Consider the following 13581-nt stretch of genomic DNA (forward strand, 5'->3'; position numbering starts at 1 on the left):
GGCTATCTTAACATTTTTTTATCATTTTCGTTAATGAAACTTTTCAATCCTATTAAATTAGTAGGGATTTCCTTTATAATTAATAATTGGTTGTTTATACTATAGATATATATTAAGAAATGCACCAAGAAGGGAAGAGACAAAAATATGGTCCGAGTATTGTTTGTTTGTCTTGGGAATATTTGTCGTTCTCCAATGGCAGAAGCAATTTTTCGAGATTTTGTCGTAAAAGAGGGACTCGAAGAGAAAATTGTCATTGATTCTGCAGGAACTGGAGATTGGCATATTGGTCATCCACCACATAAAGGAACAAAAAAAATTTTAAAAGAAAATGAAGTCTCTTTTGAAGGAATTAAAGCACGGCAAGTAGAAAAAGAAGACTTAACAAAGTTTGATTATATTATTGCCATGGACAACAAGAATATAGCGGATTTAAAAAGTTTTGGTAAAACTGGAGGCTATATTGGTAGACTGTCCGATTTTGTTCCAGACGGTGGCTGGACAGACGTTCCTGACCCTTACTTTACAGGGAACTTCCAAGAAGTGTATGACCTTGTAACAGAAGGGTGTGCAAAGCTAGTAGCTTTCATTCGAAATGAACAAGGAATATGAGGAAGCTTAGAAAGTAATACTTTCTAATATAAGAAATGAAAGGGTGAAGGAATATGGCAAAGAAAAATAATATTGCTCGAAACATTGCGATTGGTGTAGCTGCAGGTGTAGCTGTATCTATGTTAAAGAAAGAAAACCGTGAAAAAGTAAAAAACACGGCAGAAAAAGCAAAAACAAAGATGATTGAAATTGGTGAAAATTCGAAGATAAAAGAAAAAGTGCAAACTGTTACAGATAAAGGACGCGAACTTGCTGATTTTAATGTAGTGAAAGCGAAAGTAGCAGAAATCAAAAAATTGACGCCGTCTGTTGTAGAAACGTTAAAAGAAACGAAAGAAATTTTTAGTAAGAAAAAAATCGTGCCAGTAGAAAAGCCGGAAACGATTGAAATTCAAGCTGTATCTCCAAAGGTAGATGAGCTTAAAGCAGAAGAAGAGCCAGTGGTAGCTGAAGATGGTGGTATGAAAGAAGCGCGTGAATTATTTATGAAAGACTCAAATGCAGAGGAAAAAAAAACTGAAGCATACATTGAGCTAAAGCAAAATAAAGAAGAGAAGAAAAGCGTCTAAAAAATATGAGGAAATTTCTAGAAAAAGCAAAAAGAAATCGCACTTTTTCGTTTGGGAAAGATTTATATGACCGGACGATGCGCGATGATGTAGCGGGCTTAGCAGCACAGCTCGCTTATTTCTTCTTGCTTGCGATTTTCCCTGGGCTTGTTTTCTTAATTACGCTTCTTGGCTTTATTGACCTTCAAACAGAAAGTGTGCTCAATTTATTAGAACCGTACGTACCAGAAGATGCGATGAATTTAATTGAAGTAAACGTAGATAAAGTTGTAAACGAACAAAATGGTGGTTTATTATCATTCGGTTTACTATCGATGTTATGGTTTGCTTCAAACGGGGTGAATGCGGTTATGAACGCTTTTAACCGTGCTTATGATGTAACAGAAACCCGTTCTTTTATTAAAACAAGAGCTTTATCTATCGTGTTCACGTTAGCGATAATTTTTATGATTGTGTTTGCACTAATCGTCCCAGTATTTGGACAAGTGATTGGGGCAGCCGTGTTTAAAGCAATTGGTTTATCGGATAGTTTTTCTTATGTTTGGAGTATTACGCGTTTAGTAGCAAGTTTCTTTGTCTTAATCGCTTTGTTTAGCTTTTTATATACATTTGCGCCTGATCGGAAATTAAAGCGAAGAGAAGTCATATCGGGAGCAATATTTGCTACTGTAGGATGGATTGTGGTATCGTACTCATTTGCCTATTATGTAGATAAATTTGCAAATTACGCTAATACATATGGTGGTCTCGGTGGTATCATTATTTTAATGTTATGGTTTTACTTAACTGCGTGGGTAATTTTACTTGGCGGTGAAATTAATGGTTTACTCCATCATTATAGAACGGGTGACAATAATTCCCGTAATGAAAAATGAGCTCTTGTTCCATAATAAAAGGGAACAGGGGGGATATTTCATGAGTAATAATAAAAAGAACCACAATAATAAAAGTAATAATAAACAAAAGAGCAGTTCGCATCCAAAGCATAAAACGAGCAGTAGTGCGAACGGTCACAATAGCTACCATTAAAAAAAAACGGGTCCTTTATCAGGGACCCGTTACTTATTTCCTTTTAATAATCGTAAGCCATTCAAGATTACAAGAATGGTACTTCCTTCATGTCCAATAACACCGAATGGAAGAGCTAAAAACTGCAAGAAATTAGAACAAATCAGCATTGCAATGACAGCTAAAGAGAAGATAACGTTTTGCCTCACAATACGGTTCATTCGTTTTGATAAACGGATTGCTTGAGAGAGACGAGATAATTCGTTTTTCATAAGAACAACGTCTGCAGTCTCTAATGCTACGTCTGTTCCTTCACCCATTGCAACACCAATACTAGAAGTAGCGAGTGCAGGTGCATCGTTTATACCATCTCCAACCATGGCGACTATGCCGTACTTTTCTTTTAACTGCTTTATCGTTTCAACTTTTGTTTCCGGTAAACATGATGCGTAATATTCTTTTATATTACTTTCATTGGCAATTGCTTTTGCTGTTTCTTCATTATCACCAGTAATCATGATTGCTTCGACACCAATGCTTTGCAAATCACGAATAGCCGCTATCGTTTCTTGGCGAAGGGTATCTTTTAAAGCGATCAGTCCAAGAATACCATCCTCATCACTAATATAAACGACAGTTTTCCCCTCTTTTTCAAGTGAAGCAGAAATGCCATTATGAAATGTCTTTGTTTCTTCTCCAATAAAATCAGCTTTACCAATTTTATAAGATTTGTTTTCTAATATTCCTTTTAATCCAAAACCAGTTACATCTTCAACGTTTTCTGGTTTTTTTATCGTAATGTCGTAAGCATGTTTTGCATATTTAACAATCGCTTCTGCTAAAGGATGTGTAGAGTGACTTTCAATCGCTGCTGTAATAGAAAGTACTTCACTTTCTGCTATGCCTTCTCGAACATATACATCTGTTACAGTAGGTTTTCCTTGTGTTAATGTTCCTGTTTTATCAAAGGCAATCGCCTTTACTGAAGCTAGACGTTCTAAATGAATACCACCTTTAAAGAGAATACCGTTTCTCGCTCCGTTTGAAATTGCTGATAAAGTTGCCGGTGTAATGGCTGCAACTAGCGCACAAGGAGAAGCGACTACAAGTAAGATCATCGCGCGATAAAACGTTTCATTCCAACTCCAATCAAGTAAGAAATGAGGAACAAACATCATAAGCGCAACAACAAGTAGTACACCTTTTACGTATGTTCCTTCAAATTTTTCGATGAATAGTTGTGATGGGGATTTTTCGCTTTGTGCACTTTGAACGAGACGAATAATCTTTTGGAATAATGTTTGATCGCTCGGCTTCGTAATTTTAACTTCAATAGCACCACGTAAATTTACAGTGCCGGCAAATACTTCATCGCCGAATTTTTTCTCATTCGGAATGGGTTCTCCTGTAATAGCAGCTTCATCAATATTTGTTTCACCAGTATGAATTGTGCCATCAGCAGGAACACGCTCACCTGGCTTAATTAAAATAATATCGTTAATTTGTAATTGTTCAACTGGAACACGTTCCTCAATTCCGTTTGAAATACGTAATGCTTCTTCAGGTTGTAGATCAAGAAGCGCGGAAATTTCTTTTTGGCTTTTACTTAATGTATAAGATTCCATTGCTCCGCTTAATGCAAAGATGAAGATTAAAATAGCACCTTCTGCCCAGTAACCGATAACTGCGGCGCCGATAGCTGCAAAAATCATGAGCATTTCAACATTTAGCTCTTTCTCTTCAATTGTGTCTTCAATACCTTCTTTTGCTTTTGCAAATCCTCCAACTACATAAGCAAGGATATATAAAGTAATACCTGCACTTATTGCATCATTTTTTGTGAATAACCAACCAGCTAAAATAAAAATACCAGATGCGATTGCAAATATAAGTTCATAATGTTTCTTTAATGTATCCCATAAAGAGGGATGAGAAATATCTTTTTGTGCTTGTAATGTTTTTACTTCTACGTTCATTAATACTCGCTCCTTCCGAATTCTTATTGAGAAAAAGAATCAAAATCGAAACCCCTATAAAACGACGAAAGCTGCCATCCATAATGGATAGCAGCATTTCTGTTGAATCTGGTTTTAATAGTTATTATATTGTAATTATTCTATAGTATAGCATATGTTTTTCTTAGATGATATGTTTTTGTTTTAGTATAAAGTGAAACTTTAATTAGTGGGGGTTTTGTTCATCCCACGCTGATTATTAGCCCTCGTCAATCGGGCTTTTACGGGCAGCAGGGCTCCCACTTAACTTCTTTGCCCCAGCCGAATTTGGAGGTGGGAGTTTTACTGCCCGGCGAATAGCGGGATAAACTGAAAACTTGTGTTTTCGCATTTCCTTTGGTATATATGAATATTGTTCATAAAAAGGTCGGAAAGGAAGACATCAAGTTGAAGACAGAGAAATTTTTTACCCATCCGATTGGCGTGTTTATTGCTGCAATAGTAGCAACATTTTTATGGGGAAGCGCATTTCCCTTTATTAAATTAAGCTATGCTGAACTTGGAATTCAGCCACAAGAAGTCGGGGAACAAATATTATTTGCTGGCTATCGCTTTTTCTTATCTGGTGTAATGCTCTTATTATTTTTTAAAGCGTTAGGAAAAGATATGAAGTTCAAAAAAGGAACAGGAAAGCAGTTAGTTCAAATTGGCTTGTTTCAAACTTTTCTTCAATATATATGTTTTTATATTGGAATGAGTTACAGCTCAGGAATTGAAGGAGCGATTATTTCAGGAACATCATCATTCTTTCAAATTTTACTCGCACACTTTTTATATAAAGATGATGCTCTAAATAGGCGAAAAGTAATTGGAGTAGCTATCGGTTTTTGCGGTGTGATTTTAGTGAATGTACCGAGTGATGGAAGTTTATCATTTCATTTTGGAATAGGTAGCTTATTACTTCTTGGGGCAGCCATGATGTATTCGTATGGAAACATATTAGCGAAAGAAGGTAGTAAAACATTAGATATTGGGTATATGACAGCATATCAGATGATTTTCGGATCAATGGGGTTGCTATGTATAGGTGCATTTCAAGTTGGAATGATGCCATTCATATTTAATCTACATGCAATACTTATGCTCATATATTTATCGTTCTTATCAGCAGCCGGATTCTGTATATGGAATACAATTATGAAGTATAACAAAGTAGGGAAAGTCTCAATGTATATGTTCTTTATACCAGTTTTTGGTGTACTACTATCAAGTCTAATTTTAGGGGAAGCAATCCATTCCTTTGTACTATTTGGTTTAGCGTGTGTCGCAGCGGGAATTATTGTAGTAAATCGTAACCCGGTTAAAAAGAAAGTTGAGCAAGAAAAACAAGTAGCATAGAGAACAGAAAAACGATTAAAATGGAAGAACAGTATTGTTCTTCTTTTTTTACATAGAAAAAGGAGAATGTGATATATGTAACGAAAAAAAGATAGAATAAAGCATTTATTGAGGAGAACATATTATGAATGTACTTTACATTGTGTTAGTCGGGCAAATTATTCTTTTTTTAATGGGAGCAATTTATGCAATAGGACAGACGAAGAGAACGAGAAATAATATGCCGTTACCTTTAGCCGTTCGTCTTATTCTTAGTTTTTCTTTAACAGGAAGTGCAATTTGGATATGGTTACAAGATCCATCGGCTGAGTACAGTACGTGGGTTGCACTCGGTATGACTTTATCAACTGTAGGGGATTTATTTATGGCAGGATTAATTCCAATTGGTCATCGATTAATTGGAGGAATGGTTACTTTCGCTCTTGCACATTGTTTCTATGTGAAAGCATTTTTACAAACAGGTATTTCATGGAATGGTTTTTGGATCGGTTTACTCGTATACGGACTCTTTCTAATTCTAGGGTGGTTTTTCTTTATTCGAAATGAAAAACAAGACAAACTTTTTACAATAGGCGCTCTAATTTACGGTTTGTGGGTTGGAGGAATGGCATGTTTTGCATTCGCCTTATATTACGAGAATATAGGAATATGGTGGATACCAGCACTTGGTGGTTTACTGTTTGTGATTTCTGATTTTATTATCGGCGTGACAGATATCGGAGGGCGCAAACTGAAGTATGAACCGCTTTGGATTTGGTTTACATATGTCGCAGCGCAGATGTGTATTGTATATGTAGGATTATAAAAAGATACTCTCAAAAATAGTTGATAGACTATTTTGAGAGTATCTTTTTTATTGCTATGCTATTATATTTGTTTGTTTAATTTGTGCAGTAATTTATACTTTCTAAGCATAAATTTCATAGGAAAAGTCCTGTTTGATAGATGGAAAACATAGTATATAAAAATAGTGAATTTATAGGGAATATTATTTTTATATTTGTAATATTCTAATGTTATAATTCAGAATTTTGTGGAAATTAACTAGTCGGAGTACTTATAATAAAAATAAAAAGATGATGAGATGGTGGAATGATGCAAAAGAAAAAACGTTTGCGTGAATTCTTTGAAATAATTGCAATTGCATGTTTATTAGTGTTTTTGGCAAAAATCTTTTTGTTTTTCCCTACGACTGTAAAAGGAGCATCGATGAGGCCGACGTTACAAGATGGAGATAAAGTAATTATTAATAAACTTGCAAAGAGATTTGAAAGTTATGAGAGAGAGGATATTATTGTCGTGAAGACAGATAATTTCTACGTGAAGAGAGTTATTGGATTGCCAGGAGATGTAATTGAGATGAAGAATGATCAATTATATGTTAATCATCAAGTGAAAAATGAAGAGTATTTAAAGAATAATAAAAAACAGGCAGAAAAATTACTTATCAATTTAACTGAAGATTTTGGACCGATTACAATTCCTAAAAATAAAATTTTTGTGATGGGAGATAATCGTTTAGTTAGTAGGGATAGTAGGAACGGCTTAGGGCTCATTGATAGAACAGAAGTATTAGGAAAGTTCATGGCGATATATTATCCATTTGAACATGTGAAAATTGTAGATTAAAAATAAGAAAAACCAAGCGAGTTAGTTGCTTGGTTTTTTTTATTTAAACAGTTGGTGTTTTATTTATTGTTTCTTGTGAAGCAATATGTTCATTATTTTGGTCGATATTTAACATGAATTTTCGTTGTAACAATTGCAATTTAAAGAGTGTTAAAGGATCATGATAAGTTTCTGGGTTCGTTCTTAGCTTTGTTAATGTTTGCTCATCTTCTTGTATTTCAAGTTGGGCCGCTTCTACGGTTTGTTTCAATATGCTAAGAGGGTCTTTAAAGAACATCATGATATCCCGTTCTAGCGCACCTTCAAACACTTCAAATTGTAGGAAGAATTGTTTTGAAATCATCTGAGCAACTTCTGTATAATCTTCTGTTTCAATATATTGTTTATATTTATTTGATAGCATAGATTGATTTTTTTGCATATTACCGAATAACTTTCCTGCACTTTTTAAGAAAAATTGTGTCGGTGTAAAGCGTAATAAAATATTGATGTTAGCTACTGTAATTCTATTCGTCATTCTTGCAACATCTCTATCCCAGTCATCTAGTAATTTGAAATCACAAGGAAGTTTAATACGCTCTTCCTCATAGAGCTTATTAAAGGTATCGCTCATTTCATCTAAATAAGCCTGAGCTTGAATGAATTCATTATGAGCAGTTTCAATCCATTCTTGAATAGACCCAGTAAACTTAGGAAGGAGCACTTGCTGTACATGTTTTTGAATTCTTTCATTCATTGCTACATTTAGTTCTTCATGGACCAGTTTGAAATCACTATCTTCTTGAACGAGGTCAGAGCAACTCTGCAACAATTCAGGAATTTGAGAATGTATATCCTGCGTAATCTCTTCTTTCGTTAAGAGATAAGATTCTGTAATAGAACGAATTTTATCTTTTTGAATGGCAGTAAGATTATTAATAAAACCATCAAGTTTTACTAAAATATGTTTATTCCAGCGAACGGATTTCACTAACGTATTTTCTAATTCCACACGTTCATTTACAAGGTATGCAATTGTTTTTTGGATAAACCATAATAATTTTTCAATGCGTTCTTTTTCCACGTTACGCTGAGTAAGGTTAGAAAGAATAGAGTCTGTTACGTTACCTAGCTGTTCACTACTCTCTTGTGAAGGAGAGTAAGGGAAAAAGTGTGCTTCTGGGAAATGTACGAGTATTTTCTTTTTAATGCTGTTCGTGATATTTTCACTAGTATTCGTATCAATTGTTTGTAAGACGAATTTAATTTGTAAATTTGGTACTTGCTCACGAATATATAATAATGTATCGAGCTCTTCATCATGTAATGGTGAAGCTGAATTTAGTACATAGATGAGACTATCTGCTGCCTGTAAGTATTCAAAGTGAGAGCTGTTTTTGTCAAGTTGTCCATGCACAGTAGGTGTGACAAGGAATGAAAACTTATTTTTTCGTAAAAATCTACTTGGTAATTTAACTTCAATACATTTTCTTTCTAGTTTTGACTGAGAAGGTACCGCTAGTATGTTATGAAGTTCGTCAAAGTTTGGTATATTTCGTATATCTAGTTCTGTAAGCTCAGTTATTTCAGTTTGACTATCATCTTTAAATGTAATTGAAGTTGTTATAGCCTCATTTAATATATTTTCTCCTAGTATAGAGTTAATAAAGGCTGATTTATCATAATCGCTAGCTCCTGCTACTAGAAGTTGTGTAACAGTTAAATCGTATAACTCACGAACAAGTAGTGTGAATTGATGACCTAAATCTACATCATTCTTCTCAGCCCATACAGCAATCGTTTCAAATAATGCTGATACGTCTGCCATATCAACATTTGCATGAGCTGATGCATTTGAAAGTAAGGCAAATGCGCTTTTTACGAGTAATGATTCTAGAGTTGTCGGTGAAACTTCATTCCATGCTAATACTGCTGCGGAGACAAGTAAAGAATCTTCCGCTTTCGTTAAACTAAACCAATTTGTTAATAAATCTGGTACAAGTCCTTGTAATTCGTGCATGAAATGTTGTCCAGTAATCAATTCGAAGTACGTCTCTTGATAGCGAGTAGAAATTTCATTCCAATCATCATTAGCATCTACTTCAATATGTAAGAATAGGTGATTTATTGTTTGAATCCAAGGTAGATGGAATGATTCATTTTCATAGCTGTTCCAAAGTGAAATAACAAGTTCTTTAAACTGAACTTGATCAATAGCATATAAGGCTTTTAAAGATTCATAGAAATACTCAGGTTTTATCTTGTTAGTAAAGCCTCTGTTTACATAATTGATTAAAGTATCAAACCAGTGTAAAGATTTAGTTCGAATTCCTTCTTGAACCGCTAGTTCAATAGCATTATTCCAATCTTCTTGTTTTTCATAGAACGATCGAGCGATTGCAGTAATATTTGGATAGTCCGGTTGAAACGCAACAGCGTCACTAATCGTCTTAAATGCTAGACCTAAACGATTTTGCTCGATATAAAGAGAAAGAAGTTGTAGGGAAACTTCCATCGTAAGAGTTGTATCTTCTGTTTGGGTAGATTTATAAATTTCTTCTGCTTTTGGTAAGAAATCTAATTCGAAATAAGCATCTGCAATATTCTTCATAGCCCAGAGAGCAAGTTCATTATTTACTTTCTCCCATTTGAATATAGCGGCTTCAAAGTCGTTATTTTGGAAATAAACTTCACCTTGTGCAAAGCGAATATTAGATATGTTGGAGAATTCATTTTTTGATTCATTTATATATGCTTCACCGAGTACTTCCGCTACCGGAATGGAAGAGTCTTCTGTTAAAAATGTTTTATAGTAAATCTTTTGGATAAATTGTTTTTCAATGGTCATGTTCGTTCCCCCTGTATAATTTAGAAAAATGATGTTGTATGTAAAAGGGTGCATGTTACTCTAATAGGTAGAAGTTGCATTATATAGACCAAACTATGTTTTTGCTAGATATATCATTTTTCTTGAGAGTTAAACCGTTGCAAAAAGTAACTTCCCTTTATTGTAACAAAAAAATAAGCCTATGAATTTTTATTTTTTTATCTCGCTATTTATAGGCAGTAAGACTCCTACACCAAAATTTAGCGAATGCAGGGAAGCTAAGTAGGAGCCCTGCTGCCCGTAAAATCCCGATTGGTTCAGGCTAATAATCAGTTGGGATGGATAAAAAACCCCACTGATTAAATCTCTGTTTAAGGAATGGAATAGAAGTAGAGTTCATTATAAAAACAATGTATAGTGAATATGTATACCATGTTTGTCTTAAAGATAGAATGGGCACAATATGGAATAACGATCGTGTATAGGATGTGTCTTCCGAATGGAACAACATATTGGCGAGTTAATCGCACATTATGGATATTTTGGAATTATTATAGCTTTAGCTGGCGGGATTGTTGGATTACCTATACCGGATGAGTTTTTATTGACTTTTATCGGATATAACATTTCAAAAGGAGTTATGTCAGGAACAGCTGCTTTTTTAAGTGGAATGGCAGGTGCAATGCTTGGCATTACATTAAGTTACATATTAGGTTTAAAACTTGGGCTCCCTGTTTTAAAAAAATATGGTCCGAAAGTTAGAATTAAGGAACATCATATTGAAAAAACACATATTTTATTTGAAAAATACGGTCCATTTCTTTTAATGATTGGCTACTTTATACCGGGAGTACGTCATTTAACAGCATATTTTGCTGGAGTTTCAAATTTAACATTGTGGCGGTTTTGTTTGTATGCTTACGGTGGTGCACTAATTTGGATAAGTGTTTTTATTGGCTTAGGTTGGAAACTGGGAGAGAAGTGGCGCTTTGTTGAATATAGTTTCCATCATTATGGAATATGGATTTTATTAGTTTCGGCAATTGTAACATTTATTGTGTGGATTTACATAAGGAAAAGAAAAAACCGCTAATAATAGCGGTTTTTTAGCTGAAAGCAACAAATAATACACCAGCTGTAATAAAGACTACACCAATACCAGTCATAAAGTTTAACTTTTCACCTAATATAATCATCGCGAGAATAATGGAAAATACTACGCTTAATTTATCGATAGGTGCTACTTGTGAAACTTTTCCTGTTTTTAATGCAAGAAAATAAAATAGCCATGACGAAGCACCAGCGATTCCACTTAATGTGATAAATAGCAGTGCTTTTTTATTTAGGAGGACATCACCGATATTTTGAAATTTACCTTGTATAATAATAACTCCTACCATAAATAATGCCATAATAATAGAGCGAATCGTTGTTGCAACGTTGGCATCGATTCCATCTAAGCCAATCTTTCCAAAAATAGATACGAGGGCAGCAGCAATTGCTGATAATAGTGCGAATAATAGCCATGAACTCATAGTGAAATTCCTCCAATCTTACATTATTATACATGAAAATCATTCTCATGTATAAAAAACGAAATAAACCCCCGCCCTATATTTTTAATAAGGTGGGGGTTTATTATACTACTCTGCTATTTCTTCATATAAAAAGTACGTTACATTATAAATATGCTCTACTTCATCGTCTGTCATAAATAATAATTCGTCACGTTCAATCCCTTTTTTCTTTTCAATAAACTCAATCATGTTTTTTCGTTCTTCTCTTTTCATCAATTTTTATTTCTCCCCTCAATCTGTTTTAATACAGTTTATTTAAGTTACTGCTATTATATAACAGAATCTTTAGAAAGTTCCACCTATTTTATTGTTTTTTCAGAAGAACCTTTCGACAAAACAAGCCCACCTAAGGGGGGCTTGTTTTTATTTTATAGTCGTAAAAACTCGGGATCGGTCGCACCAGCACTATCGATGTAATAAATTGTATCAGGATTGATTTTTATTAGTACGTAATTAGGATCTTCCGAACCGAGTAACCAGCGTTTTAAGCTATTAGTCCAAAATTTGTTTTTTAATGTTTGATCTTCTTCGATGGAAGCGATACCTTCAACTTCAATGTAATCTTCATCTAATTTCTTTCCCTCTCGTCCAAGTAGTACGTGCACATTTGGATTCTTCTCGATATCTGTTATCTTTTTTGAATTTCGATCTGTTGCAACATATAGTACAAAATCTTCGTGGAAAAACATCATAAAGGCACCATGTGGCTTATCGTTACGTACAGTAGATAATATACCTGTTCGTTGACCTTGAATAATAGTTGCGATTTTTTCTTTTAAGTGCATGCTTTTAACCTCTTTTCAATTTTTAATTCTTTCTGTCTAAACAAGACAATTTAAATATCTTTCATACTGTTTTCTTCAATTCGATTTTTTAAACGTAATTGTGATGAAATCGGACAAGTTAGGAGAAGAATAATAATAATATTGAGGAGAAATACAGAAGATGGAAGGATGGAAAGCATGTTTAATAAAATATTTCTTATAGTAGCGCTTATAGGTGTACCACTTTCTGTACTCGGAAAAACATTGCATTGGCCTCAAACAATTATGTTTGCTGTATATTGCATTACGATTATCGCATTAGCGGGGTTTATGGGGAGAGCAACAGAAAGTTTAGCAATTGTTTCTGGACCTCGGATAGGTGGATTATTAAATGCTACTTTTGGTAATGCGGTTGAACTTATCATTTCAATTTTCGCACTTCAAGCAGGATTAATTGAAGTAGTGCTAGCATCTTTAACTGGTTCTGTACTTGGAAACTTACTATTAGTAGGAGGGCTATCCTTCTTTATAGGAGGCCTTAAATATAAAAGACAAAGCTTTAATGTTTACGATGCAAGGCATAATTCAGCTTTATTAATATTTGCTGTTGTCGTAGCTTTTGTTATTCCAGAGATTTTTTCAATGAAAATGGATGCTGGAAAGACGTATCAATTAAGTATTGGTGTTTCTATTATTATGATCATTATGTACCTTGCTGCATTGCTATTTAAGTTAGTTACACACCGCGGTGTATATCAACATAAGAGCGATGAAGAAGTACATGAGGAGGAGCCTGAGTGGTCGAAAGGTAAAGCGCTACTCGTTTTAGCGATAGCAACAATTGCGGTAGCTTATGTTTCAGAGGCACTCGTACATACTTTTGAAACGGTTGCAAAGTCATTTGGCTGGTCAGAGTTATTTATAGGGGTTATCATCGTTGCGATTGTTGGTAATGCAGCAGAACATGCATCTGCAATTATTATGGCGTATAAAAATAAAGTGAATATCGCCGTTGAAATTGCAGTAGGTTCTACATTACAAATCGCCATGTTTGTTGCTCCTGTGTTAGTACTTCTTTCGATGTTTTTTGCACAAAAGATGCCGTTAGTATTTACAATACCAGAGCTTGTTTCCATGATTACAGCTGTTTTCTTAACTATTGCTATTTCAAATGATGGGGATACAAACTGGTTTGAAGGAGGCACTTTATTAGCTGCGTATGTCATTATGGGAATTGGTTTTTATTTATTATGAAAAATAGGG

At 34.3% G+C, this 13581-nt stretch carries 13 protein-coding genes; 8 read left to right on the forward strand and 5 right to left on the reverse strand.

The genetic code is table 11. From position 1 onward, the window contains the following. Positions 1 to 147 precede the first annotated feature (147 nt). The 3 genes from ABH957_RS20095 to ABH957_RS20105 are packed head-to-tail and all read left to right on the forward strand — an operon-like array spanning position 148 to position 2056. Positions 148 to 612 (forward strand): low molecular weight protein-tyrosine-phosphatase, encoded by a 465-nt coding sequence (locus ABH957_RS20095; protein ID WP_002139513.1) that lies wholly within the window; start codon positions 148 to 150, stop codon positions 610 to 612. A gap of 53 nt (positions 613 to 665) precedes the next feature. Then, positions 666 to 1181, forward strand: a complete 516-nt coding sequence (locus ABH957_RS20100; RefSeq protein WP_002063654.1) for a DUF4075 domain-containing protein — start codon at positions 666 to 668, stop codon at positions 1179 to 1181. A gap of 5 nt (positions 1182 to 1186) precedes the next feature. Beyond that, positions 1187 to 2056, forward strand: a complete 870-nt coding sequence (locus tag ABH957_RS20105) for a YihY/virulence factor BrkB family protein (protein ID WP_002063656.1) — start codon at positions 1187 to 1189, stop codon at positions 2054 to 2056. Positions 2057 to 2239: 183 nt separating this feature from the next. Here ABH957_RS20105 and ABH957_RS20110 read toward each other — a convergent pair whose 3' ends face one another. Continuing rightward, the gene (locus tag ABH957_RS20110) at positions 2240 to 4165 is read right to left on the reverse strand and encodes a heavy metal translocating P-type ATPase (RefSeq protein ID WP_404449297.1); all 1926 of its coding nucleotides are present in this window, start codon (positions 4163 to 4165) and stop codon (positions 2240 to 2242) included. A 426-nt stretch (positions 4166 to 4591) separates the two neighbouring features. On the opposite strand from ABH957_RS20110, the gene ABH957_RS20115 reads away from it, so the two are divergent. The 3 genes from ABH957_RS20115 (at position 4592) to lepB (ending at position 7171) form a co-directional block, all read left to right on the forward strand. Further along, positions 4592 to 5542 (forward strand): DMT family transporter, encoded by a 951-nt coding sequence (locus ABH957_RS20115; RefSeq protein ID WP_061676181.1) that lies wholly within the window; start codon positions 4592 to 4594, stop codon positions 5540 to 5542. Positions 5543 to 5666: 124 nt separating this feature from the next. Beyond that, positions 5667 to 6347 carry a lysoplasmalogenase gene (locus ABH957_RS20120; protein WP_404512096.1) on the forward strand — a complete coding sequence of 227 codons (681 nt, stop codon included), beginning with the start codon at positions 5667 to 5669 and terminating at the stop codon, positions 6345 to 6347. Positions 6348 to 6634: 287 nt separating this feature from the next. Then, positions 6635 to 7171, forward strand: coding sequence for a signal peptidase I (gene lepB / locus ABH957_RS20125; protein WP_002010249.1), 537 nt, complete (start codon positions 6635 to 6637; stop codon positions 7169 to 7171). A gap of 43 nt (positions 7172 to 7214) precedes the next feature. Here the strand turns inward: lepB and ABH957_RS20130 are convergent, their stop codons facing one another. Beyond that, positions 7215 to 9998: a tetratricopeptide repeat protein gene (locus ABH957_RS20130; protein ID WP_404512098.1), complete on the reverse strand. Its 2784-nt coding sequence runs from the start codon at positions 9996 to 9998 to the stop codon at positions 7215 to 7217. Between the two features lie 478 nt (positions 9999 to 10476). On the opposite strand from ABH957_RS20130, the gene ABH957_RS20135 reads away from it, so the two are divergent. Continuing rightward, the gene (locus ABH957_RS20135; RefSeq protein ID WP_002091181.1) at positions 10477 to 11070 is read left to right on the forward strand and encodes a DedA family protein; all 594 of its coding nucleotides are present in this window, start codon (positions 10477 to 10479) and stop codon (positions 11068 to 11070) included. A gap of 13 nt (positions 11071 to 11083) precedes the next feature. Here ABH957_RS20135 and ABH957_RS20140 read toward each other — a convergent pair whose 3' ends face one another. The 3 genes from ABH957_RS20140 to ABH957_RS20150 all read right to left on the reverse strand — a co-directional run bounded on the left by ABH957_RS20140 (position 11084) and on the right by ABH957_RS20150 (position 12339). Beyond that, positions 11084 to 11512, reverse strand: a complete 429-nt coding sequence (locus ABH957_RS20140; RefSeq protein WP_002091176.1) for an EamA family transporter — start codon at positions 11510 to 11512, stop codon at positions 11084 to 11086. A 108-nt stretch (positions 11513 to 11620) separates the two neighbouring features. Then, on the reverse strand, positions 11621 to 11767 hold the full coding sequence (locus tag ABH957_RS20145; RefSeq protein ID WP_000817786.1) for a BH0509 family protein: 147 nt from the start codon (positions 11765 to 11767) through the stop codon (positions 11621 to 11623). Positions 11768 to 11922: 155 nt separating this feature from the next. Further along, entirely contained in the window at positions 11923 to 12339 is a 417-nt protein-coding gene (locus tag ABH957_RS20150) for a pyridoxamine 5'-phosphate oxidase family protein (protein WP_012260266.1), read from the reverse strand. Positions 12340 to 12516: 177 nt separating this feature from the next. On the opposite strand from ABH957_RS20150, the gene cax reads away from it, so the two are divergent. After that, entirely contained in the window at positions 12517 to 13572 is a 1056-nt protein-coding gene (gene cax, locus ABH957_RS20155) for a calcium/proton exchanger (RefSeq protein WP_113937971.1), read from the forward strand. Positions 13573 to 13581 lie beyond the last annotated feature (9 nt).

This window comes from Bacillus sp. RC242, from assembly GCF_044908245.1.
Classification (GTDB): domain Bacteria; phylum Bacillota; class Bacilli; order Bacillales; family Bacillaceae_G; genus Bacillus_A; species Bacillus_A mycoides.